This is a genomic window from Paraburkholderia sp. (genome assembly GCF_024281035.1).
Taxonomy (GTDB): domain Bacteria; phylum Pseudomonadota; class Gammaproteobacteria; order Burkholderiales; family Burkholderiaceae; genus Paraburkholderia.
Genome location: NZ_JAMXLH010000022.1, coordinates 16,418 through 39,670, shown reverse-complemented (window position 1 = coordinate 39,670; position 23,253 = coordinate 16,418). Strand labels below are relative to the sequence as shown.

General features: G+C 63.0%; 21 protein-coding genes. 11 read left to right on the top strand and 10 right to left on the bottom strand.

Annotation, left to right across the window (positions count from 1 at the left end; all coding sequences use genetic code 11):
- Positions 1-8 precede the first annotated feature (8 nt).
- Positions 9-1,298 (bottom strand): FAD-binding oxidoreductase, encoded by a 1,290-nt coding sequence (locus tag Q0L30_RS06275; RefSeq protein ID WP_296652690.1) that lies wholly within the window; start codon positions 1,296-1,298, stop codon positions 9-11.
- A gap of 351 nt (positions 1,299-1,649) precedes the next feature.
- On the opposite strand from Q0L30_RS06275, the gene Q0L30_RS06270 reads away from it, so the two are divergent.
- The 10 genes from Q0L30_RS06270 (at position 1,650) to Q0L30_RS06225 (ending at position 11,395) form a co-directional block, all read left to right on the top strand.
- Positions 1,650-2,183: a DUF4142 domain-containing protein gene (locus tag Q0L30_RS06270; protein WP_296652688.1), complete on the top strand. Its 534-nt coding sequence runs from the start codon at positions 1,650-1,652 to the stop codon at positions 2,181-2,183.
- A 3-nt stretch (positions 2,184-2,186) separates the two neighbouring features.
- Entirely contained in the window at positions 2,187-2,552 is a 366-nt protein-coding gene (locus Q0L30_RS06265) for a cupredoxin family copper-binding protein (protein ID WP_296652686.1), read from the top strand.
- 10 nt (positions 2,553-2,562) lie between these two features.
- Complete coding sequence (locus Q0L30_RS06260) at positions 2,563-3,276, top strand: RNA polymerase sigma factor (RefSeq protein ID WP_296652684.1); 714 nt, start codon at positions 2,563-2,565, stop codon at positions 3,274-3,276.
- A gap of 256 nt (positions 3,277-3,532) precedes the next feature.
- Entirely contained in the window at positions 3,533-4,207 is a 675-nt protein-coding gene (locus Q0L30_RS06255; RefSeq protein WP_296652682.1) for a histidine phosphatase family protein, read from the top strand.
- 26 nt (positions 4,208-4,233) lie between these two features.
- On the top strand, positions 4,234-5,262 hold the full coding sequence (locus Q0L30_RS06250) for a phosphotransferase (RefSeq protein ID WP_296652678.1): 1,029 nt from the start codon (positions 4,234-4,236) through the stop codon (positions 5,260-5,262).
- Positions 5,263-5,299: 37 nt separating this feature from the next.
- Positions 5,300-6,064, top strand: a complete 765-nt coding sequence (locus Q0L30_RS06245; protein ID WP_296652677.1) for an SDR family oxidoreductase — start codon at positions 5,300-5,302, stop codon at positions 6,062-6,064.
- A 55-nt stretch (positions 6,065-6,119) separates the two neighbouring features.
- Positions 6,120-7,370 carry an acyl-CoA dehydrogenase family protein gene (locus Q0L30_RS06240; protein ID WP_296652674.1) on the top strand — a complete coding sequence of 417 codons (1,251 nt, stop codon included), beginning with the start codon at positions 6,120-6,122 and terminating at the stop codon, positions 7,368-7,370.
- Between the two features lie 116 nt (positions 7,371-7,486).
- Positions 7,487-8,425: a LysR family transcriptional regulator gene (locus Q0L30_RS06235; RefSeq protein WP_296652672.1), complete on the top strand. Its 939-nt coding sequence runs from the start codon at positions 7,487-7,489 to the stop codon at positions 8,423-8,425.
- Between the two features lie 317 nt (positions 8,426-8,742).
- A complete protein-coding gene (locus Q0L30_RS06230) occupies positions 8,743-9,342 on the top strand; it encodes a LemA family protein (RefSeq protein ID WP_296652670.1) in 600 nt (199 codons plus the stop codon).
- A gap of 52 nt (positions 9,343-9,394) precedes the next feature.
- Positions 9,395-11,395 (top strand): M48 family metallopeptidase, encoded by a 2,001-nt coding sequence (locus Q0L30_RS06225; protein ID WP_296652667.1) that lies wholly within the window; start codon positions 9,395-9,397, stop codon positions 11,393-11,395.
- Positions 11,396-11,421: 26 nt separating this feature from the next.
- Here Q0L30_RS06225 and Q0L30_RS06220 read toward each other — a convergent pair whose 3' ends face one another.
- Entirely contained in the window at positions 11,422-13,734 is a 2,313-nt protein-coding gene (locus Q0L30_RS06220; protein ID WP_367277788.1) for a heavy metal translocating P-type ATPase, read from the bottom strand.
- Between Q0L30_RS06220 and Q0L30_RS06215 the strand changes: the two genes are divergently transcribed.
- On the top strand, positions 13,705-13,833 hold the full coding sequence (locus tag Q0L30_RS06215; RefSeq protein ID WP_296652660.1) for a hypothetical protein: 129 nt from the start codon (positions 13,705-13,707) through the stop codon (positions 13,831-13,833). The two genes, Q0L30_RS06220 and Q0L30_RS06215, sit on opposite strands and share 30 nt — an antisense overlap.
- 205 nt (positions 13,834-14,038) lie before the next feature.
- On the opposite strand, the gene Q0L30_RS06210 is transcribed toward Q0L30_RS06215, so the two are convergent.
- The 8 genes from Q0L30_RS06210 to Q0L30_RS06175 form a co-directional block, all read right to left on the bottom strand.
- Complete coding sequence (locus Q0L30_RS06210; RefSeq protein WP_296652658.1) at positions 14,039-14,413, bottom strand: copper-binding protein; 375 nt, start codon at positions 14,411-14,413, stop codon at positions 14,039-14,041.
- Positions 14,410-17,616 carry an efflux RND transporter permease subunit gene (locus Q0L30_RS06205; protein ID WP_296652656.1) on the bottom strand — a complete coding sequence of 1,069 codons (3,207 nt, stop codon included), beginning with the start codon at positions 17,614-17,616 and terminating at the stop codon, positions 14,410-14,412. The genes Q0L30_RS06210 and Q0L30_RS06205 overlap by 4 nt, the downstream gene beginning before the upstream one ends.
- Positions 17,613-19,175: an efflux RND transporter periplasmic adaptor subunit gene (locus tag Q0L30_RS06200; RefSeq protein WP_296652653.1), complete on the bottom strand. Its 1,563-nt coding sequence runs from the start codon at positions 19,173-19,175 to the stop codon at positions 17,613-17,615. The genes Q0L30_RS06205 and Q0L30_RS06200 overlap by 4 nt, the downstream gene beginning before the upstream one ends.
- Positions 19,176-19,186: 11 nt before the next feature.
- A complete protein-coding gene (locus Q0L30_RS06195) occupies positions 19,187-20,479 on the bottom strand; it encodes a TolC family protein (RefSeq protein ID WP_296652651.1) in 1,293 nt (430 codons plus the stop codon).
- 92 nt (positions 20,480-20,571) lie between these two features.
- On the bottom strand, positions 20,572-21,228 hold the full coding sequence (locus Q0L30_RS06190; protein ID WP_296652648.1) for a hypothetical protein: 657 nt from the start codon (positions 21,226-21,228) through the stop codon (positions 20,572-20,574).
- Positions 21,138-21,941: a glycosyltransferase family 2 protein gene (locus Q0L30_RS06185; protein ID WP_296652645.1), complete on the bottom strand. Its 804-nt coding sequence runs from the start codon at positions 21,939-21,941 to the stop codon at positions 21,138-21,140. Before Q0L30_RS06185 ends, Q0L30_RS06190 begins: the two co-directional genes overlap by 91 nt.
- Positions 21,938-22,654, bottom strand: a complete 717-nt coding sequence (gene fabG, locus Q0L30_RS06180) for a 3-oxoacyl-ACP reductase FabG (protein ID WP_296652643.1) — start codon at positions 22,652-22,654, stop codon at positions 21,938-21,940. Before fabG ends, Q0L30_RS06185 begins: the two co-directional genes overlap by 4 nt.
- Positions 22,655-22,707: 53 nt before the next feature.
- Positions 22,708-23,031, bottom strand: coding sequence for a phosphopantetheine-binding protein (locus Q0L30_RS06175; protein WP_296653025.1), 324 nt, complete (start codon positions 23,029-23,031; stop codon positions 22,708-22,710).
- Positions 23,032-23,253 lie beyond the last annotated feature (222 nt).

The following is a 23,253-nucleotide window of genomic DNA, read 5'->3' as shown; positions in this document are numbered from 1 at the left end:
TTGCTCTGTCACACAACGTCGCGCAGGCGATACCACAGCTTGCCGAGCGCCTCCAGCGGCGCGGCAAACCGTTCGCCGCCCGGAAAGCGCGGATTATGAATGCTCTGGTAGAGCGTTATCAGGCGGTTATCGCCGAGAATCGCATCCGTCACGGCGCGCGCCGCCGCGAGTGTCGGCAACACGCCGTGACCGGAAAATCCCTGCAGCCAGTACCGCTGCCCTTCGCACCCGACATCGGGTGTGCGGCGAATGCTGATGTCGATGTGGCCGCCCCACGCATAGTCGAATTCGACGCCGCGCAACTGCGGAAACGCGCGTTCGAGATTCGGCCGGATTGCCGCGGAAATGTCGTTCGGAATGCCGCCGAGATAGGTGCACGCACCACCAAACAGCAAGCGATGATCGGGGCTCAGGCGGAAATAATCGGGCACGAACTGGTTGTCGATGACACAGCTATCGCGCGGCAGCAGCGATTTCGCAAGTTGCGGATCGAGTCGCCGCGTCGCAATCTGATAAGTGCCGACCGGCAACACGCGACTCGCCATTTTCGGGTCGAGCTTGTCGATATAGGCGTTGCACGCAAGCACGAGCGTGCCCGCACGCACGGTGCCGCGATTCGTGTTCGCGACAAAACCGGAATCGGTTTCGTGCCACGTGAGCACGCGGCTTTGTTCGAAGATTTGCCCGCCCGCCTGCTCGATGGCACTGGCAAGACCAAGCGCCAGTTTGAGCGGATTCAGATGCCCGCCCTCAGGGTCGTAAAGCGCAGCGCGATAGCGGCGACTGCCGATCCATTCGGGCATCTCTGCTTCGGGAATGAAACGCAGCTTGTCGTAACCCCATTTCTGCACGGCTTCTTCGCGCGCTTCCTCCAGCATGCCGATGCGGTTTGGCTTCACGGCCGCCCACAGGCTGCCTGGCCGGTAGTCGACATCGAAACCGTGCCGGGCCGGTAATTCACGCAATTCCGCGGCGGCCCAGCACATGCTGCCCCACAGTTCACGCGTGCGTTCGACACCTAACGAGCGTTCGAGCGGACCCATGTCGCACGACCAGCCGAGCAACGCCTGCCCGCCATTACGTCCCGATGCGGCCCAGGCCACGCGGCTCGCTTCGAGCAGCGCGACGCGCTTGCCTGCGCGGGCGAGCCGCAGCGCCGAATGCAGTCCGCTGAACCCGCCGCCCACGACCAGAACGTCGACGCTGCAATCGCCTTCCAGCGCGGCGCGCACGGGCAATGTGCCCGGATACGCACGCGCGTAATAGCTCTCCACATGCTGAGTCGATTCGACAAACATCGCGATGTCCGTGAAAAATTATTGTCTCAATTTCATGAAAAACTATCATGACAATTTCACGGATGCAAGTCGCCGTATTGTGCAGTGCATCCAACAGTAGATGGCGCAACATCTGCTGGAAATGCGCCGATCGGGGAAGTACGCGCCTATTTTGGCCCGGCAATCCTTTCGAATTATTTTCTATTTGCCGGGAGGTTTCTTCATCTTCGAAGAACGTGCTCCGCCGGCCTTCCGTATCGAGGACGCGATAAGGCGTGGGAACGTCGCGGCTCGACGTGACATCTATTGGGGTATGAGGCTCGCGGGCGCGAATTGCCCGCGGGTGTCACGAGAACCATACGGAGAATTCTTATGAACATCACCCAGGCAGGATTTCTGGCTGCAATCGCCCTCACCGCAACGACGGGCTGGGCACAAAGCGCAGGACCGACCGACCCGCAAATTGCGGCCATCGTCGTGACTGCAAACCAGGTCGATATCGATGCCGGAAAACTTGCCGAATCGAAGTCCGGGTCGAAGGATGTGAAGGCGTTTGCCGAGCGCATGGTGACGGACCATACCGGCGTCAACAAGGCCGCAACCGATCTCGTCACCAGGCTCAACGTCAAGCCGGAGAGCAACCCGACTAGCCAGAGCTTGCAGCAGGGCGGCGATGCGAACCTCGCCAACCTCAAGACGCTCAGCGGTGCGTCCTTCGATCGGGCCTACGTCGATCATGAGGTGACATATCATCAAAGCGTGATCGATGCGATGGACAAAACCTTGATACCGAGCGCCCATAACGCAGAATTGAAGGCGCTGCTGGTGAAGGTGCGGCCGGCGTTCGTGGATCACCTCGAACACGCGAAACATCTGCAGGCGGAACTCGGCAAGAGCGGTGGCTGAGCGATGCAAGGCAATCGCAACAACGCCGATACGGGCGGCCGGTGGTTCGCGCTGCTGCCGTCATGCGCGCTCATTGCGACGGCGCTCGCCGGTTTCGTGCCGAGCGCCCAGGCGCGCGCCGAAACGAAGGTGGTGACGATCGAAAATATGCAATTCAACCCGCCCACACTGACCGTGCACCGCGGCGACCGCGTTACGTGGCGAAACAACGACCTCTTTTTCCACACCGCAACGGCCGATGCGAAGACTTTCGATTCGGGAAACATTGCAGCGAACGGATCGTGGTCCTATGACGCGAGCAAGAAAGGCCGTTACCCGTATGGATGCAGTCTTCATCCGACGATGCACGGCGTATTGATTGTGCAATGAGAGAGCCGCAATGACGGAACCTGCCGCCTGGGTGGACGCACCGCTCGACGATGATCTGTCGATCGCACGCCGTGTGGCCGCTGGCGACCACACCGCATTTGTACGGCTGATGCGTCGTTACAACCAGCGGCTGTACCGCCTGGCGCGGGCCACGCTGCGCGACGACACCGAAGCCGAGGATGCGTTGCAAGACGCGTACTTGAACGCCTGGCGCTCGATCGCCGGATTTCGCGGCGACGCTGCGCTGTCCACGTGGCTGAGCCGGCTGGTGATCAATGCGTGTCTCGCTCGTATGCGGCGTCACGCGCGGCGGCAAAACGTCGTACCGATTGTGAGCATGGACACCCTTGAAAACGAAGAGATCGACGCCGTGCCTTCATTCGAATCCGACGCACCCGATAGAGCCGTCGCACGGGCACAAATGCGGGCACTGATCGAGCGCAAGCTCGATGCGATGCCGGAGGCGTTCCGGATTGTTTTCGTGTTGCGCTCGGTGGAGGAGATGAGCGTCGAAGAGGTCGCACAATGTCTCGACATTCCGGGGGCCACGGTGCGCAGCCGGTACTTCCGGGCGAGGGCCTTGCTTCGCGAGGCCCTCGCGCAAGAGATCGAACTGGTCGAGCGCGATCTTTTTGAGTTCGGCGGAGCGCACTGCGACCGCGTGGTGGCAAACGTGCTGTCACGCATTTCCTCGACGGACGGCGTGCAGGGAGATTGCACATAGGTAGCCTCCCCCGGAGTGAGTCCGTATGACTATCTGCACGCACGCCCGCAGGGTGACAGCGTGACGGGGGCAATACGAACTTCGCGGGACGAGGACAAACTGGCGACGCGCCGAGCGCGGTGTGAAAACTGAAAACTCTTCGTCTCAAGAATCACCATCACCATCGTGAATGGAGTCGTATAAACAAAATAAACTTCATCAATGCCGTCGCCGCCGCTAATCTGACGCTTCCTCTCTTTTTTCGGCGAAGCGTGCAATGGCGAAACTCTATCTGGTGCGGCACGGCCAAGCATCGCTCGGCGCGGAGGATTACGACCATCTTTCGGCTAAAGGCGAGCAGCAATGCAGCTGGCTCGGCGAACATTTCGCACGCAACGGCCTGCACTTTGATTGCGTCTTCAGCGGCACGCTGCGGCGTCACGCGCAATCGCTCGACGCGATTCGCCGCGCACTGCCGGGCGTTCCCCTCGCACACGAAGTTCACCCCGGACTCGACGAATACGATTTCCACGCGCTCTTTCGTGCACTGGGCGACGAACATCGCGATCTCGCCGAAACGTCCAAAAGCAATCCGCGCGAGTTCTTCAAGGCGCTTCGACAGGTGCTGCTTTTGTGGGTCGAAGGCGCCCTCGATGCACGCGTGCCCGAAACATGGAACGCATTTCAACGGCGCGTCGCGGGCGTGCGCGAGACCATCCAGCGCAGCGGTGCGAAACACGTGCTGGCCGTCACCTCGGGCGGCGTGATTGGCGCGTTGACCCAACAGGCGTTGCAGGCGCCCGCAGCGATGGCCATCGACCTCAACCTGCAGATCCGCAATAGCAGCGTCACCGATTGCTTTTTCAATCGCGAAACGTTTCAACTGTCGAGTTTCAATTCGATCTCGCATCTCGACGACCCGCTGCGCCACGCGTTTCAGACCTACGGTTGAATGCCAACAGATACGCACCCAGAGCCATGAACCGCGACTCCACCGCAACCTCTCTCGACCTCGATCGGCTTGCCGCTTACCTGCAGCAGCACATCCCGGGCTTTCTCGGGCCCGTGAAGGCCAGTAAATTCACGGGCGGCCAGTCCAACCCAACGTACATGCTCGACACGCCTGAGCAGCGCTACGTTCTGCGCCGCCAACCGCCGGGGCAACTGCTCAAGTCCGCGCACGCAGTCGATCGCGAGTACCGCGTGCTGCGCGCGCTCGCCGACACCGCCGTGCCCGTCGCGCGCACCTGGCATCTGTGCGAAGACCGCGAAGTCATTGGCAGCATGTTCTATCTGATGAGCTACGAGGACGGGCGCATCTTCTGGAACCCCGCCCTGCCCGAGATCGAGCGCGACGCGCGTCGCGACTATTACGCGTCGATCATGACGACGCTCGCCGCGCTTCACGACGTTGACGTCGACGCTGTGGGTCTGGGTGACTATGGACGCGCAGGCAACTATTTCCAGCGACAGGTCGAGCTTTGGACCAGGCAATACCGCGCCGCCGAGACCGAACCGATCGCCGCCATGGATGCGCTGATCGAGTGGCTCCCTGCGCATTGCCCGACCGACGCGCAACGCGTGTCGCTCGTGCACGGCGACTTCCGCATCGACAACCTCATCTTTGCGCACGACGCGCCACGCGTGCGCGCCATTCTCGATTGGGAACTCTCGACACTCGGCAATCCGCTCGCCGATCTCGCTTACTTCTGCATGTGCCTGCGCCTGCCGTCGAAGGGCAATATCGCGGGCCTGCGCGGCCTGGATCGCTCGGCGCTCGGCATTCCCGAGGAAGAAGAGATGGTGGCGCAGTACTGCGCGCTTCGCAGCCTGCCCCGTATCGAGAACTGGAATTTTTATCTGGCATTCAGCTTTTTCCGCCTGGCCTCGATTGCACAGGGCGTCAAGGCGCGCGCCCTGCACGGCAACGCCTCGAATGCGAATGCGCACGAAGTGGGCGGGATGGCCGGACCGCTCGCAGCACTCGCCGTGGAGTTGATCGACTGAAGCGCCACGCCATTGACCCGAAAGAAAGGAAACGACATTGAGCACGAATCTCTTTGACCTCACCGGCCGGATCGCTCTCGTGACGGGCGCAAGCCGCGGCATCGGCGAGGCGATCGCCAGGTTGCTCGCCGAACAGGGCGCCCATGTGATCGTATCGAGCCGCAAGCTCGAAGACTGCGAGTCGGTCGCGGCGTCCATCCGCGCGACCGGGGGCAGCGCCGAGGCTTTCGCCTGTCACGTCGGCCGCATGGAGGACATTGCCGCGACATTCGCGCATATCCGCGAAAAGCACGGCCGCCTCGACATCCTTGTCAACAATGCGGCGGCCAACCCGTATTTCGGCCATATCCTCGACACCGACCTCGGCGCGTACAACAAGACCGTCGAAGTCAATATCCGCGGATATTTCTTCATGTCGGTCGAGGCCGGAAAGATGATGCGCGCGCAAGGACGCGGCGCCATCGTCAACACCGCCTCGGTCAATGCGCTGCAACCCGGCGACATGCAGGGCATCTACTCGATCACGAAGGCGGCGGTCGTCAACATGACGCGCGCATTCGCCAAGGAGTGCGGCCCGTTTGGCATTCGCGTGAATGCGCTGTTGCCGGGCCTCACAAAAACGAAGTTTGCCGGCGCGCTGTTCGAGAACCGGGAAATCTACGACCGCTGGATCAGCGAGATTCCATTGCGCCGCCACGGCGAACCGCACGAAATGGCGGGCACCGTGCTCTATCTCGTATCGGACGCGGCGAGCTATACGAACGGCGAATGCATTGTCGTCGACGGCGGGCTGACGATCTGACGCACCGTCACATAAGCGCACACCACCGTACTCGAGCATACGTAAGGAACCCATCATGAATTTCGCTTACAGCACCAAGGTCGAAGATCTGCTGCGCCGCTTGCACAGCTTCATGGACGAATACATCGTGCCGCGCCAGCGCCAGTGGCTGGACGAAGTGCATGCGGGCCAGTATCCCGTGTCGTTCATGGAGGACCTGAAGGCCATCGCCAAAGCCGAAGGGTTGTGGAATCTGTTTCTGCCGCATTTGAAGGACGACGAGCCGGGCACGCGCCTCACCAACCTCGAATACGCACCGCTCGCGGAGGTCATGGGTCGCGTGTCGTGGGCTTCGGAGGTCTTTAACTGCAACGCGCCCGACACCGGCAACATGGAGCTGCTGCACATGTTCGCGACGCCTGCACAACGCGAGGCGTGGCTCGCACCGCTGCTCGAAGGCAAGATCCGTTCCGCGTTCGCCATGACGGAGCCCGACGTGCCCTCCTCCGACGCCACGAACATCACGACGTCCATTCGCCGCGACGGCGACGACTACGTGATCAACGGCCGCAAGTGGTTCATCACGAACGCGGCGCATCCCAACTGCAAGCTGTTCATCGTCATGGGCAAGACCGACCCGGACGCCGAAAGCCATCGTCAGCAAAGCATGATCCTGGTGCCCGCGGAAACCGCGGGCGTGACGATCGTCCGGAACATCCCGGTCATGAATCACGTCTCGCCGGAAGGACATTGCGAGGTCACGTTCAGGAATGTCCGTGTACCGGCGTCGAATCTGCTCGGCGAGGAAGGCAGCGGTTTCGCGCTTGCGCAGGCCCGGCTCGGGCCCGGACGTATTCACCATTGCATGCGTTCGATCGGTGCGTCGGAACTGGCGCTCGAACTGATGACCGAGCGCGCGCAGGAGCGCAAGACCTTCGGTAAATATCTGCATCAGCACGGTAGCGTGAGCGAGTGGATTGCGAAATCGCGGATTGAAATCGATCAGGCGCGGCTCCTCGTGCTGAAAACCGCCTGGCTCCTCGATACCGTGGGCGCGAAAGCGGCGCGCAAAGAGATCTCCATGATCAAGGCGCTGGTCCCGCAGGTGTATTCGACCGTGTGCGACCGCGCGATGCAGGTATTCGGTGCGATGGGGCTGAGTCCCGACACGCCGCTTGCCGATCACTGGACCTGGGCGCGCGCATTGCGTTATGCGGATGGCCCGGACGAGGTGCATCTCCAGGCTATCGCGCGCATGGAAGTCGGCGCCAGCAAGGAACGGCTCGGCGCGTCGGCGGCCTACCTGAACATTGCGCCGCGCGATTAAAGCGTCACTAAAGTACAACTGCGGCGCAACTGAAACGCTACTTCGATTCACCGGATCGGCACGGACGCATCCTCACACTCCCGCTCGTTTATGATGTCGGCAAACGGAGAGTCTGAATGCGTCCACTGAAGCTGGATCTGAATCTGTTCGTCGTATTCGCGTCGATTTATGAAAAGCGCAATCTAACGCGCGCGGCCGAAGCGCTTTTCATTACGCAACCCGCCGTGAGCAATGCGCTCGCGCGCATGCGCAAGGCGTTGAACGATCCGCTCTTCGTAAGCTCGCCGTCCGGAATGGTGCCCACACCGCTCGCCGAAAATATTGTCGGGCGCGTGCGCGAGGCACTGCAGCTGCTCGAAGCGAGCGCAACGGCGGGCGACGTATTCGTCCCTTCAACATCGCAACGCACTTTCCGTCTGAGCATGCCCGATTTGACGGAGGCGATTCTCTTGCCGACGCTCGGCGAGCTGCTTCAGCAACAGGCGCCCGGCATGAACATCGAATGCTACTTCACGCCGCGCAGCGAAGTGGCCGCGGCGCTGGAAACGGGCAAGATAGACTTTGCAATCGACGTGCCCTTTCTGGACGACCCGCATCTGCGCCAGGCGCCGCTCGGCAGCGACCGCTACGCTTGCATGCTGCGTCACGATCACCCGTTCAAGGGCGACACGCTGAGCATGGACGACTACCTCGCGCTCGGCCATATCCAGGTGTCGAGCCGCCGCCAGGGAAGCGGCTTCGTCGACGCGGAAATGAAAAAGCTCGGCAAACAGCGGCAGATACGCATGCGCGTGCAACATTACATGGTTGCACCGCTCGTCGCCTTGCGCACCGACCTTGCGCTCACCGCGCCGATGCAGCTTCTGCAACGCCATGACGCGCGTATTTTCGAATTGCCGTTTTCGCTGGCGAGGCTGGAATGGCATTTGTACTGGCATCGCAGCAAGGCGCAGGATCAGGCGAGCATATGGCTGCGAAGCAAGATAATCGACTTGCTGAGCGACCCGGAGATGCCAGCCGAAAAGCCGAAGCGCAAGCGTAAGGCTGCCGTGTAGCGACACGTGCTTCGACAATCCGAACACGTTCCGCGCGCAACGTTATCCAACATTGCCGGCCACAGAAAGATCAAAAACAAAGGCATTCCGTTTCAGTTTGATCAGCATCGCAGGCCGTGTGGAATGACCTTCTCGGCCCGCCGGATCGGCACCACTCATCCGGGAATGAAAGCAGTCGATGCAGCGCGCTTAACTGTGCGCAATTTCTCTTCGATCACGTTCACGAATCGATTGAATTAAGCGCCATTTCACTTATCCTGTTTCAATCGTCGTGCGATAGTCCAGACCAACAGTACGCTCCTCGGAGGTCGCGGCCAATGAGTCCCGTCATTGTCACCCTGCTCGTGCTCCTGGGCATCGCGTTGCTGTTCGCGCTTTGGCTCATGGGCATCTACAACGGGCTGGTGGTCGCCCGGAACCGCTTCGCGAACGCTTTCGCGCAGATCGACGTGCAGCTCAAACGCCGCTACGACCTGATTCCGAACCTGGTCGAAGCGGTCAAGGGCTATATGGGCTACGAGCGGGAGACGCTCGAAGCCGTCATCAAGGCCCGCAACGGCGCATTGGCGGCCGAGCAGAAAGTCGCGGCCAACCCCAGCGACCCGGAAGCCATGAGGGCGTTTAACCAGGCCGAGGCGCAGCTGGGCGGCACCCTGGGGCGGCTGTTTGCGCTGTCCGAGGCGTACCCGGACCTCAAGGCCAACCAGAACATGCTCTCCCTGCAAGAGGAGCTCACCTCGACCGAGAACAAGATCGGCTTCGCCCGGCAAGCGTTCAACGACGCCGCGACCGACTACAACATCCGGCGCGAGGTCTTCCCGGCTGTCATGGTGGCCGGCATGTTCGGCTTCAGGGAGGCGGCGCTGCTCGAAACCGCGGAGGCCGAGCGCGCAGCGCCCAAGGTGTCGTTCCGGTGACCCGGAGCCGCGACGGCTCTGTGCGCTTCATGCTCCCAAAGCCGGGCTGACCATGGCCATCAATTTTTTTCAGCAGCAGGATCTGGCGCGACGCAAGACCTTCGAACTGGTCGTCTATTTCGTCCTGGCGATCCTGATTCTGATCGTCCTTGTGTACGCGCTGCTGGTCGTGTTCAGCATGTATGGCACGCATGAGCCGGTGTCCTGGTGGCAGCCGGAGCTGCTCCTGCTCGCAGCGCCCGGAGTAGGCCTCGTGGTCGGCGGCGCCAGCGCGTTCAAGGTGTCCCAGCTCTCTTCGGGCGGCGAGGCCGTCGCCCTGATGTTGGGCGGTGTGGCGGTGCCCCGCACGACGACCGACGCGCGGCAAAAGCGCCTGCTCAACGTCGTCGAGGAAATGGCCCTCGCCGCGGGCGTGCCGGTGCCCCCCGTTTATGTGCTGGACGAGCCGGGCATCAATGCCTTCGCGGCGGGCTACGCGCCCGGCGATGCCGTGGTCGCCGTCTCCCAGGGCAGCCTCGACTACCTGAGCCGCGACGAGCTGCAGGGCGTGGTGGCCCATGAATTCAGCCACATCCTCAACGGCGACATGCGGCTCAATATCCGCCTGATCGGCCTGATCTTCGGAATCATGGTGTTGTCCATCATCGGCCGCAGCCTCATGTTCGCGTCCGGCAGACGCTCGGGGGGAAGGCGGGATTCCCAGGCCGGCGTGGCGATGCTGGGTCTCGGCGTGTTCGTGCTGGGCCTGGTGGGCGCGTTTTTCGGGCGGCTGATCATGGCGGCAGTGTCCCGGCAGCGCGAGTACCTGGCCGACGCCAGCGCCGTCCAGTTCACGCGCAACCCCGACGGCATTGCCGGAGCGCTCAAAAAGATCGGCGGACTGACCGAGGGATCGCGCATCGAAAACCCCCAGGCCGCCGAGGCCGGTCACATGTTTTTCGCCAATGCCTTCGCCGGTGGGGGATTCGCCGGACTGCTGGCGACCCACCCGCCTCTCGTCGAGCGCATCCGCCGGATCGATCCCGCGTTCGACGGCCAGTTCCCGGCGGTGCGACCGGTCGGCGTCGATCAGGAAGAACGCGAAGGCCGTCGCCCTGGCCGTGTCCCGCCGTTCGGCGGCGCGCCGACGTTGCCCGGGCTGCCGCAGGTTCCGCTGCCGGTCCTGGGGTTCGCCGACGAAGCGGCGTCCCGCGTCGGCCAAGTCAATCCTGAATTGATCGGCTACGCCCAGGCGCTGCACGACGGCATGCCCGATGTGCTCCGGCACGCCGCTCAGGAGCCGTTCAGTGCTCGCGCTCTGGTGTACGCCCTTCTCATGGACCCGCGAGCAGACCTGCAGGAACGCCAGTTGACGCAGCTGAAGGCCGGCGCTGAGCCGCAGGATTTCGCGGAAACCGTGCGGCTGGTTGCCCCCGCCCTGGCGCTGCCGGACACGCATCGGCTGCCCCTCCTCGACCTCGCCCTGCCCGCGCTGCGACAGATGTCGCCTCAACAGCACCGGACTTTCCGCGCCCAGGTCGAGATGCTCATGCTCGCCGACCAGCGGCTGAGCCTGTTCGAATACACGCTGCGCTGCGTGCTGCATCGCCATCTCGACACCCAGTTCATGCCTCAGCGTCAAACGCGTCCCGTGCAAAAATCGCCGCAACAACTGGCGCATCCGCTGGCAACGGTGCTGGCGCTGCTGGCCTGGGAAGGCCAGCCGGAACCCGACCAGGCCGCCCTGGCCGCCCTGGCTTTCGATACGGGCATGCGCGGCTACATCGGCGGCGATCACACCTTCCACTTGCCGCCCTACGAGGCATGCTCACTCGCCGGGTTCGACGCGGCCCTGCAAACGCTCAGTCAATCCGTCCCGGCCATCAAGCGCCGGATCGTCGCGGCCTGCGCAAGCTGTATCCTGGCAAACGAGCAGGTCGACATCCGTGAAGCGGAGCTGCTCCGCGCCATTTGCGATGCGCTCGACTGCCCGCTGCCGCCGCTTGTCGTAGAGCATCGTCGTAGCGAAAGCGGAAAGACGATGAACGACATCGGCGAAAAACGCGTGGAGTAACATTGCGCCTCCACTCCCAGGCAACATCAAATCTGGATTCGGGCCTGGATTCGTGCATTACGGAGCCTCAGCGCGTTTGAAACGACTGAAGCGGAACTCAGGCTCATTGCGAGCGCAGCGATCATTGGCGAGAGCAGCAAACCCGTGAACGGGTAAAGCACCCCGGCAGCCAGCGGAATGCCGAGCGCGTTGTACACAAACGCGAAGCCGAGGTTCTGCTTCATGTTTGCGACGGTCGCCGCCGACAATTCCCGCGCACGCGCGATACCGCGCAGATCGCCCTTCACGAGGGTCACCTGCGCGCTGCTCATTGCCACGTCCGTGCCCGTTCCCATGGCAACCCCGACATCGGCCTTCGCGAGCGCCGGTGCGTCGTTGATGCCGTCTCCCGCCATCGCCACAACGTGCCCGCCTTGCTGAAGCTTCGTCACCAGATCGAGTTTGTCGGCGGGTTTGACCTCACCATGAAACTCGTCGACGCCGAGCTTCTCGGCAACGGCCTTCGCCGTCGCCACACCGTCGCCGGTCGCCATCACGACACGAATTCCGTTTTCCTTCAACGTCGCGAGGGCTTCCGGCGTCGTCGCCTTGATCGGGTCGGCCACGGACAACAAACCGGCCAGACTGCCATCGACCGCGAGGTACATGACGCTCGCGCCCTGTGAGCGCATGCGGTCCGCTTCCGTGGCCAGCAACTCGACAGAGACGGCATCGGTCTGCATCAGGGCCGTGTTGCCCAAGGCCGCCTTTTTGCCGTCAACACGCGCGCGCACGCCGATGCCGGTTGCAGATTCGAAGTCCTCGGCGCGCTCCAGCGCCAGGTTCTTTGCGCGCGCAGCCGCGACAATCGCTGCGGCAAGCGGATGCTCGCTTCCCTGATCGATACTCGCCGCAAGGCGAAGTACGTCGTCAGCGGTGTAACCATTCGTCCCCACTGCCCGCTCGAAGGCCGGACGTCCTTCGGTCAGCGTTCCTGTCTTGTCGACAATGAGGACGTCGACTTTGCGCAGATTTTCAATGGCGGCCGCGTCGCGAAAGAGCACGCCGTTTGAGGCGCCTTTGCCACTGGCAACCATGATGGACATCGGCGTGGCAAGTCCGAGCGCACAAGGGCACGCGATAATCAGCACCGCCACTGCGTTGATGAATCCAAACACCCAACCAGGCGCGGGTCCGAACAGGCCCCACACGATGAACGTCAGCAGCGCGACACCGACCACCACCACCACGAACACGCCCGCAACCTTGTCGGCCATGCGCTGCATCGGCGCTCTCGAGCGCTGCGCCTGCGCGACCATCTGTACGATCTGCGACAGCACGGTCTGCGAGCCGACCTTTTCGGAGCGGATCACGAGACTGCCGGTCGCATTCATCGTTGCGCCAACAACATGGTCGCCAACGCGCTTCGTCACGGGAATGGGCTCGCCGGTAATCATCGATTCGTCGAGTGAACTCGCGCCCTCGGTCACGACGCCATCCACGGGGACTTTCTCGCCTGGCCGCACGCGAAGCAGGTCGCCCACATGCACGTGCGATAACGGGACATCTTCCTCCGAGCCGTCCGCGTTGATGCGCCGCGCGGTCTTGGGCGCGAGACCAAGAAGCGCCTTGATGGCGGCGGACGTTTGCGAACGGGCCTTCAGTTCGAGTAGTTGCCCAAGCAACGTGAGGGAAATGATGACTGCTGCGGCTTCAAAATAGACACCGACTCGCCCGTGAGCGCTGTACGTCTCGGGAAATATCCCCGGAAAGACGGTGGCGACGACGCTGTAGAAATAGGCTGCGCCCGTTCCGAGCCCGATGAGCGTCCACATGTTCGGACTGCGGTTGAGAAACGAGCGAACGCATCGCTTGAAGAATGGAAAGCCGGCCCATAACGTAACGGGAGTGGCCAGGACGAATTCAATCCAGTTCCCGGCCGACGTGGACATCAGTTCGAGTCCATGGCCGAACATCGCGAGGACGAAAACAATCGCAGTGAGCGGCAGCGTCCACCAGAAGCGCCGCCGAAAATCGACGAGTTCCGGATTCTCGCCTTCATCGATGCTGGGCAGAACCGGTTCCAGGGTCATGCCGCACTTAGGACACTGACCGGGGTGGTCCTGGCGTATCTCCGGGTGCATCGGGCACGTGTAGAGGGTGCCCGCAGGCGCAGTTGATAAAGACTCGGCGGGCGTGGCTTCGACGTACTTCCCCGGGTCCGACTGAAACTTTGTCAGACACGCATCGCTGCAGAAGTAGTATTGCCTTGCGCCGTACTCGCTGTGAAAGCGCGATTGATCCGTAACTTTCATGCCGCAGACGGGGTCATGAAGCGGTTCCTCAACACGCCTGTGCACGGCGTGATCTTCACTGTGATGGGCATGTCCGTCGTGCTCGTGCCCGGCGCCCGCAGGGTGCTCATCCATGTCGTGCGCATGATGCGTGACCGAGGATGATTGCCCGGAAATCCGTTGTTGATATGACCTGTCTTCGCTACGTTGACCGCTCATCGTGATACTCCTTTGCCATCTGCGCAGGGTCCACTTTCCGATTGGCTGCACGACCCGAATTTTCGCTCGAACGCCAGCAACCGGTTGTCATTCTCATCAGCCGCAGGCCGACCATCAGTGGCCGCCCTGCGAGCACCGTATCACCGACTCGTCACGACTGCTTTTCCAGTTTCACGATAACCGGCGTGCCGCCAATGTTTTCTATGCGCACCTTGACCTTGTCGCCTTCATGAACCTGTTTGACCATATCGGCGTCCTTCGCCTTATAGGCCATGATCATCGGCGGCATGCCGATGTTTTCCAGCGCGCCGTGTTTCAGCGTAATCATTCCGTTTGCTGCATTCACCTTCCTGACTTCGGCGCTTGCCAGCGCGTTGTTCATCGCCGGGTGCATGGCGGAAGGCTTCGCCGACATGTTCATGCCGGCCATGGCGTCAGCCGCGAATGCAGGGGCCGCTGCCGTGGCTGCAAGCGTGGCTGCAAACGCGGCTGAAAGCGTTGCGACAGCAACAATCGTCCTTTTCATTGAATCTCTCCGGTTTCGGTAGTGGGCACTTCTGTGCCGGAAGGAACTGCATCAAGTGACTGTGCGTCGTGTCTTTGCCTGACGCGACGGCGCTGCAACAGGAGCCAGGCGGCGGGAATAACGAACATCGAAAGGAGCGGTGCAGTAACCATGCCGCCCACCATCGGCGCGGCGATGCGCTGCATGACTTCCGAACCCGCGCCATGGCCGATCATGATGGGGATCAGGCCCGCCAGCACGACCGCAACCGTCATCGCCTTGGGCCGCACGCGTAACACTGCGCCCTCGCGGATTGCGTCGAGCAGCGTGGCTTCGGTCAGCGGCTCCCCGTGTTCGAGCCGCCTGTTCAGCGCCCCCTTTAAGTACAGGAGCATGACGACGCCGAATTCGGCGGCGACACCCGCGAGCGCGATGAAGCCGACCGCGGTTGCCACGGAAACCGCATGCCCCAGTATCCAGATGAGCCAGAAGCCGCCCACCAGCGCGAACGGCACGGTCGACATCAGCAAAAGCGCATCGGCGGCCGAATTAAACGTGAGGAACAGCAGCACGAAGATGACGGCGAGCGTGACCGGAATGACGGTGCGCAGTCTGGCCGAGGCACGTTCGAGGTACTCGAACTGCCCGGACCACGCAATCGAATAGCCGGGCGGCAGCACGACCTTTTCGGCAACGGCGTGTTGCATCGCCTTCACTGCAGACTGAAGATCCACGTTGCGGATATCGACGTAGACATAGCCGGAGAGCCGCGCGTTTTCGCTGCGAATCATGGGCGGCCCGTCGGCGATCCGGATATCGGCGACGTCACCAAGCTGGATCTGTGCGCCCCGGTCAGTCAGAACCGGCAACCGCCGCAGTTTTTCAAGCGAGTCGCGAACCTCGCGTGGATAGCGGATATTGATGGGAAAGCGCTCGCGCCCGGCAATCACTTCGCCAACATCTTCGCCGCCCACGGCCGTCGAGACGACCGACTGAATATCGCCGATCGAAAGACCGTAGCGCGCGGCCGCCTGCCGGTTGATGTCCACGTCGATGTAGCGGCCGCCGTTGAGGCGCTCCGCGAGCGCCGAGGTCACCCCCGGCACATCCTTCACCGCCGCCTCCACGTGCGTCGCGATTTCGTTGATCCGGGCGAGGTCCGGCCCGGAAATCTTGATCCCCACCGGCGTCTTGATGCCTGTCGACAACATGTCGAGGCGGTTGCGAATGGGCGGCACCCACACGTTCGAGAGTCCGGGCACCTTGACGGTCTTGTCGAGTTCATCGACGAGCTTTTCCGGCGTCATGCCCGGACGCCACTGGCTGCGCGGCTTCAACTGGATGGTGGTCTCGAACATTTCGAGCGGCGCCGGGTCGGTTGCCGTATCGGCACGCCCCGATTTGCCGAACACGCTCGCAACCTCGGGGACCGTTTTGATGAGCCGGTCGGTCTGCTGCAGCAGTTCGGATGCCTTGTCGGCCGAAATGCCTGGGAGTGCAGTCGGCATGTACAGCAAGTCACCCTCGTCGAGCGGCGGCAGGAATTCGCCGCCGAGGCGCGAGACGGGAATGGCGGTCAGCACCAGCGCAAGCACGGCAAGCCCGATGGTGAACCACGGGCGGCGCAGCGTCGCTTCGAGCATCGGCCGGTACAGGCGAATGAGCACGCGATTGATGGGGTTGGCGTTCTCGTGCGGAATGCGCCCGCGAATCAGATATCCCATCAGAACCGGCACGAGCGTCACGGAAAGACCGGCTGCCGCGGCAATCGTGTAGGTCTTCGTGAACGCAAGCGGCGAAAACAGCTTGCCTTCCTGCCCCTCCAGCGAAAACACCGGGATGAACGACAGCGTGATGATCAGCAGCGAAAAGAACAGGGCGGGCCCGACTTCCGCTGCCGATGTCGCGATGAGATCCCAGCGCTGCGCCGTCGTCATGGACCTGCCGGGATGCGCGTGATCGTACGCCTCGATATGCTTGTGCGCGTTCTCGATCATCACGATGGCCGCGTCGATCATCGCGCCGATGGCGATGGCAATGCCGCCCAGCGACATCAGATTCGCGTTCACCCCCTGATAGCGCATGACGACAAAAGCGGTCAGCACGCCGAGCGGCAGCGCCAGGATGGCAACGAATGCGCTGCGCAGGTGAAAGAGAAAGACCGCGCAGACCAGCCCGACGATGATGAACTCCTCGATGAGCTTGTCCTTCAGGTTGTCCACGGCGCGCTCGATGAGCCGGGAGCGGTCATACGTCGTCACAACCTCGACGCCGGGCGGCAACGACCGCTTCAGGTCGGCGAGCTTTGCCTTGACTGCGTCGATGGTCGTCAGCGCGTTTTTGCCTGAGCGCATGACGACGACACCGCCCGCGACTTCGCCTTCGCCATTCAGTTCGGCAATCCCCCGGCGCATCTCCGGCCCGACCTGGATGCGCGCGACGTCACCGAGCACAACGGGCGTACCGGCTTCGTTGGTCCGGAGCACGACGTTGCGAAAATCGTCGAGCGAGTGCAGATAACCCGACGAGCGGACCATGTAGTCCGATTCGGCCAGTTCGATCACCGAGCCGCCCGATTCCTGGTTGGCCTTGCTCAAAGCATCGGTCACCATCGACTGGGTGATGCCGTATGCGCGCAGCCTGTCGGGGTCGAGCACGACCTGATACTGGCGCACCATGCCGCCGATGCTGGCCACTTCCGATACGTCCGGCACGGACTTCAGCTCGAACTTGAGGAACCAGTCGTTGAGTGCGCGCAGTTCTCCCAGGTCGTGCTGGCCGGTGCGGTCGACCAGCGCGTACTCGTACACCCAGCCCACGCCGGTTGCGTCCGGCCCGAGCGAAACCGTCGCGCCTTGCGGCAGTCGGCTCTGCACCTGGTTCAGATATTCGAGCACGCGCGAGCGGGCCCAGTACTGATCGGTCTTGTCGTCGAACAGCACGTAGACGAACGCGTCGCCGAACGACGAATACGCCCGGATGGTCTTCGCGCCCGGCACGCCCAGCAGTGTCGTCGTGAGCGGATACGTCACCTGGTCTTCGACGACCTGCGGGGCCTTGCCCGGATACGATGCCTTGATGATGACCTGCGTGTCGGACAGGTCCGGCAACGCGTCGAGCGGCGTTTCCCTGAGCGAGTACACGCCCCACGCGGCGACAAGCACCGTCGCGAGCAGCACGAGAAACCGGTTCTGAATGGACCAGCGGATAAGACGGGCGATCATCTGGCGTCTCCCACGGGTTCGACCTTCGTCAGCAGGTATCCGTCGTCCGACTCGCGGAACACGAAGTGGACCGTCTGGCCGGGTTCGATGCCCGGGAATGCGTCGGGCGCGGGCTTGCCGAACGACATCGTCATCGCGCTCCAACCCAGCGCCTGCACCGCCTGATGCGAGAGCGTGATGTCGGCGGCCGTCACCTTTTCGACCTTGCCGGTGGTCTCATACGTCTGCGCGGCGGCGGCCGGTGCGGACGTCGGCGCGGCTGCACTCGCGCCCGCAGCGCCCTCCAGTCTCGGCAGGACCGATTTCAGGCTGGCTTCCGAGTCGATCAGGAACTGGCCGGATGCCACGACCGTTGCGCCCTCATCGAGTCCGCCGGTGACTTCCGTCTCGTTGCCGACATCGCGCCCGACGGTGACTTCGACGGGCAGCAGCCGACCGCTCGCGTCCTTGACGATGACGACCGACCGCCTGCCGGTGGTGATGACGGCTTCGGACGGCACGAGCAGGCGCAAAACCGGTTTGTGCGCGCCGACGTGCACGCGCATCAGCATGCCGGGCGTGAGCTTCTGCGCGGTGTTGTCGATTTCGAGGCGCGCCTGCAGCGTGCGGCTCGTGGTGTTGATGCCCGGAAGGATTTCGCGGATCTGCCCTTTGAAGTGCCGGGACGGATCGCCGGAGAAGGTTGCGTCCACCACCATGCCGGGCTGCACGGCCAACGCCAGCGCTTCCGGTATTTCCACGATGAGCCACAGCTTCGAAAGGCCCGCGACCTTCGCCAGGGTCTGGCCGGGCGTCACCTGTGCGCCGTCACGAACATTCAGCTCGCTCACGACGCCGGTTTCCGGCGACGCCAGGACGATGTGGGTCTGCGCCTGGCCGGTGCGGTCGAGGCTGGCGATCACGCCCTCGGGAATCGACATCGCCCGCATGCGCGCCCGCGATGCTTCCAGCAGGCTGTTATCCACGCCGTTATCCGGGCTTGCGCGCCTGAGCGCAAGATACTCTTCTTGCGGCGCAAGCCAGTCGGGGACGAACAGGGACGCGATGGGCGCGCCCTTCGCAATGCGCTGCATCGGGGCTCGGGCGAACAGCCGGTCGATGTACCCGGTGACGCGCGACTGCACGACATCGGCCTGCGATTCGTCGAACTGCGTGGTGCCGACGGCATCGAACCCTTCCGTCGTTTCTTCGCGGCGCACGCTCGCGTAACGGATGCCGAGGTTCTGCTGCAGGCCGGGGTCGATCTTGATGCCGCTTGTGTTGCCACTCGCGTCGTCACCTTCGTCCGCGAAGACCGGCTCGAGCTGCATGTCCATGAAAGGCGACTTGCCGGGCTTGTCGAAATGCTGGTTGGGCGACATCGGATCGCGCCAGTACAGCACTTTCCTGCCTGTTTTCGGGTCGATTTTGTCAGCGGGATTGACCGCTGCACCCGCGCTCGCGCCCGCTGTTGCTCCCCTGGTCGCGGCGTGCCGCGCGCCCGCGAAATAGCCGATTCCCACCAGCGCCGCAGCCACCAGCAGCGCCACGATCGCGCGCACCGGAATGTTCTTCGTCATGTTCTTCTCCTTCATTGGGCCGGCGTCATCGTCTGCGGCACGACTTGATACTCAAGCTGCGCCCAGGTCTGCGAGACCTCGCGTTTGAGATCGAGCACCTGAAGCTGCGCGTCGATTTGTGCGCGACGCGCGGCGAACGTGTCCGCCAGCGAGCCGGTTCCGGCCTTGTAGGCGGCGCTCGCCAGTTCGACGCGCTGGCCGGATGCAGGCAGCAGCGATCGCGTGAGATTGGCGATGCGTTCGCGGCCGCTCGCGAGCGTCGAGGTTTCGATGCGGATATCCGTCTGCACCTGTCGAAGCACGTCTTCGTACATCAGACGCGCTTTGGTTGCGAGCTCAGCTTTTTCGGCGACGTCGCGGTCCTCGATGTTTTTGCGGTTGACCGGAAGCGGAATACGCACGCCGATCGAGGCAAACCGCGAATTGCCGCCGCCCTGCAGGTAGGAGACGTTCCACGTCCAGTTCGGCGTGCGGTCGCTGCTGGCCGCGGCGCGGTCGGCATCGGCCACGTCGATGTCTCTCTGCGCGGCCACGAGCGTCGGCTGGACGCGCCGCAGTTCTTCCGGCGCCAGCGTGGAAACGTAGGATTCGGGCGCAGGCGGCTCGCCCGCCACATCGGCAACGGGGGCCGCAGTCCAGCGAGACAGCGTGATCAGCGCGGTCTGGAAGGTCTGTGTGGCCTTGAGCAACTGGTCTTGCGTCTGCGCGAGGATCGCCTTCGCCTGCACGACGTCGGCGGCCGTGGCTTTCGCGCCGCGATACGACGCCTGCGTTGCCGCGAGTTCGTGGTTCATCTGCTCCAGCAGTGCCTGCTGCAGCGAGACAGCCTGCTTCACGTAGATGGCGTTCAGCCATGCGTCCGCCGTCTGCTGGCGAACGTTCGCAAGCTGTCCGAGGTACCCGGCCCGTTCGCGGCCCACGACCTCGTCGGCGAGCGCCGAGCGCAGCCGCCGCTTTGCGCCGGAGACCCATTCCTGCTCGATGCCGACACGGCGCATCGTCAGTTCGTTCTGGCCGATCGTGAATCCTTGCGGTCCGTTGATGGGCAGATTGTCGACGCCGGCCGATAGCGCCGGTTCCGGTAGCTGGCCGGCCTTGACGGCCGCCTCGGAGCTGGCGCTCACGGATGCCTGCGCCGCCTGGATGGCCGTGGAGCGGTCGGTTGCGGCCTGTAATGCCGCATCAAGCGTGACGGGTGCTTGCTGGGCGTGCGCGCAGGCGCTCGCCCATATCAGCGCCGCGCCGAACGTACGCGCGCGCTGCGTCGCACGCCGCGACAGCAGCGTGCCAAAAGTGAGTGACATGCTCTAACCCCACAGAGCGGAATCCAAAGGGACTCCACGTCCTGGATACAGGACGACCTCGCCGCGAACGCGGCGAACCAGTCAGGTTGGGATCAGATGGATCGAGGGGGACGCCAGAAGCCGCCCGGCTCACGGACGGAAAGCGACGCTGCGTAGTGGAAGACGACCTGATTGCCGGCAGGCATGGGATGCGTGACGGTTGGCCGCACGGGCGGATAGAAGATGCTGCCGAACTGGCACTGGGCCATGGCGCTGCACACGGCGTGCCTGGCCTTGCCCGACTTCGATGACGTCGACGACTTCATCATCATGTCGCAACCGGCCGGGGCGGCCGGGCTGACGCCGTGATCGTGCATCGGCATCGACTCCTGCATCGGACATTGTCCTGCCAGGCCCGTGGCTGCCAGCCCGCTCATGGGCAGCATCGCGCACAGCAGCAAAACGAGGAATGTCCGAAGAATCTTCATGGCGGCCAGTTGTTCTGCCGCCGATTCTAACCCAATTTCACAGCCGTTTTTGTCGATGTGCTTGTGCGCGCGCAACCAGTTGCACGCCTGGGCAGTGGTAAAAACACGCCTCAGATTGATAGCTTTCTGGTTCAGCCACAGGCGCTCAATTGCGACGCCGTATGTGAACAGGTCCTTGCGCGAGGCGCGAATTACACGCCGCGCGTTTTGCGCGTTAACCGGCGCACGATCAGCAACGGCAATCGCAACAGAAACCCGGCGACGAGCCGCAGATGCATCCACGTCAACAGCACGTTGTCGCGTACGTAATTGAAATGCGACACGCCGCCTTCGTGAGCCTTGTAATAACGCACCGGGGCGTCGATGTTGATCGGGCGCACGCCGCGCCAGCACAGCCGCACGGCAACTTCCGGGTCGAAATCGAAACGGCGCATCCACCCGTGTTTATGCATGATCGTCGCCAGCGGCGCGATCGGGTACACGCGAAAGCCATACAGCGAATCGCCGATGCCCGCCCATAACGTTTCGACGTTCGCCCACAGGTTCGAAAGACGCCGCCCCTGCACGCGCACGCGCGGCGCACTCGCATCGAATTTCGGCCTGCCGAGCACCATCGCATCGAGGTCGGCCTTCGATGCCGCCATGAACGCGTGAATCAAATCGGCGGGATGCTGACCATCGGAGTCCATCACGAGCACGTGCGTGAAGCCGCGCGCGGCGGCGGCGTCGATTCCCGCGAGCACGGCCGCGCCCTTGCCCTGATTGCGCGGCAGCACGATGACGCGCAGCCCCGGATCGCGCCCGGCCATCGCCAAAAGACGCTCGGCACTGCCGTCGGTGCTGCCGTCCACGATCACCCAGACCGGGTTCCACTGTTCGCGCGCCATGCGCACCGTTTCGTCCACTTTCATTCCAGGGTTGTAACTGGGAATGAGGACGAGGTGAGTGGATGAAACGTCGGCGCCAGCCGTGGAACCACCCGCGCCACGATTCATGCGATACCGCCATTGATCTGCAGGACCTGGCCCGTGACATAGGCGGCGGCATCGGACACCAGGTAGGCGACCATCGCCGCGACCTCTTCGGGCTGGCCCGCGCGCCGCACCGGAACCAGTTGCTTGATGCGCTCGGATGGGAAGGCCTGCGCGGCCATCGGCGAGGCGACGATGCCGGGCGCAACGGCATTCACCGTGATGCCGCGCGACGCCAGTTCGAGCGCAAGCGACTTCGTCGCGCCGATCAGGCCGGCTTTCGCGGCCGCGTAGTTCGTCTGGCCGCGATTGCCCATCACGCCCGCCACCGACGCAATATTGACGATGCGCCCCCAGCGCGTGCGGATCATCGGCAGCAACAGCGGCTGCGTGACGTTGAAAAAACCGTTGAGCGAGACATCGATCACGCGACGCCACTGCTGTTGTGTCATTCCGGCCATCGGGGCGTCGTCGTGAATGCCCGCGTTATTGACGAGAATCTGCACCGGCGCCTCGTCGGCCAGTTGCGCGAGCGCGGCTTGCGCCGCGCCGGCGTCGGTCACGTCGAACGCAATCGCATGGGCGACGCCGCCCGCCGCGACGATGCGCTGCGCGCACGCTTCGGCCTGGGCGAGATTGTGGTTTGCGTGGAGCCAGACCTCATGACCGGCGTGGGCGAGCGCCTCGCCGATGGCCTGCCCCAGCGCGCCGCTGCCACCCGTCACGAGCGCGCGCATCGACTCATCACTCCCATTTGAGGTGCTCCCCGTGTGAACGACGTGCAGTGTGCTCAGCGCGTGCGATGCGCGGCGATATACGCGCTCAATGCGCCGAGCGTCGCGAAAATCTTTTCGTTGTCCGGATTATCTGAACGCAATTCGAAGCCATACTTCTTCGAGATCAGCAGTGCAATTTCCAGAATGTCGATGGAGTCGAGTCCGAATCCGTCACCGTACAACGGCGTGTCGGCCGATACGGATTCCGGCTGGATGTCTTCCAGGTTCAACTCGCCGATCATTAACGTAGCGAGTTCCTTTTCCAGTTCATTCATGATGCTTTCAGACGGGGATTTTGTGCGAGGGCGCGTGGGCTGCGCAGCTAACCCGGCATTCAGCCCCCACTTGAATAGTATATTTTGGGAACGCTAAATTTGCGTGCATTCTAGCTGAAGGGATATGGCCCGTATAGCGAGAATGGTTACAGACAGTTCGACCCTCTTGTGTGCCGGACTTGCTCGCGTAAATGTACGAAACGCCTCATCCGATAGCGGCAAATACCGGCTGATCCGGCATGCGGCGCCGTTGTCTTTCCGGCGATATCCCATACAAAACGTTAC

Bases quoted from the DNA above. Each gene is read 5' to 3' on its own strand.
- Q0L30_RS06275 (WP_296652690.1), bottom strand. From the start codon at position 1,298: ATGTTTGTCGAATCGACTCAGCATGTGGAGAGCTATTACGCGCGTGCG.
- Q0L30_RS06270 (WP_296652688.1), top strand. From the start codon at position 1,650: ATGAACATCACCCAGGCAGGATTTCTGGCTGCAATCGCCCTCACCGCA.
- Q0L30_RS06265 (WP_296652686.1), top strand. From the start codon at position 2,187: ATGCAAGGCAATCGCAACAACGCCGATACGGGCGGCCGGTGGTTCGCG.
- Q0L30_RS06260 (WP_296652684.1), top strand. From the start codon at position 2,563: ATGACGGAACCTGCCGCCTGGGTGGACGCACCGCTCGACGATGATCTG.
- Q0L30_RS06255 (WP_296652682.1), top strand. From the start codon at position 3,533: ATGGCGAAACTCTATCTGGTGCGGCACGGCCAAGCATCGCTCGGCGCG.
- Q0L30_RS06250 (WP_296652678.1), top strand. From the start codon at position 4,234: ATGAACCGCGACTCCACCGCAACCTCTCTCGACCTCGATCGGCTTGCC.
- Q0L30_RS06240 (WP_296652674.1), top strand. From the start codon at position 6,120: ATGAATTTCGCTTACAGCACCAAGGTCGAAGATCTGCTGCGCCGCTTG.
- Q0L30_RS06235 (WP_296652672.1), top strand. From the start codon at position 7,487: ATGCGTCCACTGAAGCTGGATCTGAATCTGTTCGTCGTATTCGCGTCG.
- Q0L30_RS06230 (WP_296652670.1), top strand. From the start codon at position 8,743: ATGAGTCCCGTCATTGTCACCCTGCTCGTGCTCCTGGGCATCGCGTTG.
- Q0L30_RS06225 (WP_296652667.1), top strand. From the start codon at position 9,395: ATGGCCATCAATTTTTTTCAGCAGCAGGATCTGGCGCGACGCAAGACC.
- Q0L30_RS06215 (WP_296652660.1), top strand. From the start codon at position 13,705: ATGAAGCGGTTCCTCAACACGCCTGTGCACGGCGTGATCTTCACTGTG.
- Q0L30_RS06210 (WP_296652658.1), bottom strand. From the start codon at position 14,413: ATGAAAAGGACGATTGTTGCTGTCGCAACGCTTTCAGCCGCGTTTGCA.
- Q0L30_RS06205 (WP_296652656.1), bottom strand. From the start codon at position 17,616: ATGATCGCCCGTCTTATCCGCTGGTCCATTCAGAACCGGTTTCTCGTG.
- Q0L30_RS06200 (WP_296652653.1), bottom strand. From the start codon at position 19,175: ATGACGAAGAACATTCCGGTGCGCGCGATCGTGGCGCTGCTGGTGGCT.
- Q0L30_RS06195 (WP_296652651.1), bottom strand. From the start codon at position 20,479: ATGTCACTCACTTTTGGCACGCTGCTGTCGCGGCGTGCGACGCAGCGC.
- Q0L30_RS06185 (WP_296652645.1), bottom strand. From the start codon at position 21,941: ATGAATCGTGGCGCGGGTGGTTCCACGGCTGGCGCCGACGTTTCATCC.
- fabG (WP_296652643.1), bottom strand. From the start codon at position 22,654: ATGCGCGCGCTCGTGACGGGTGGCAGCGGCGCGCTGGGGCAGGCCATC.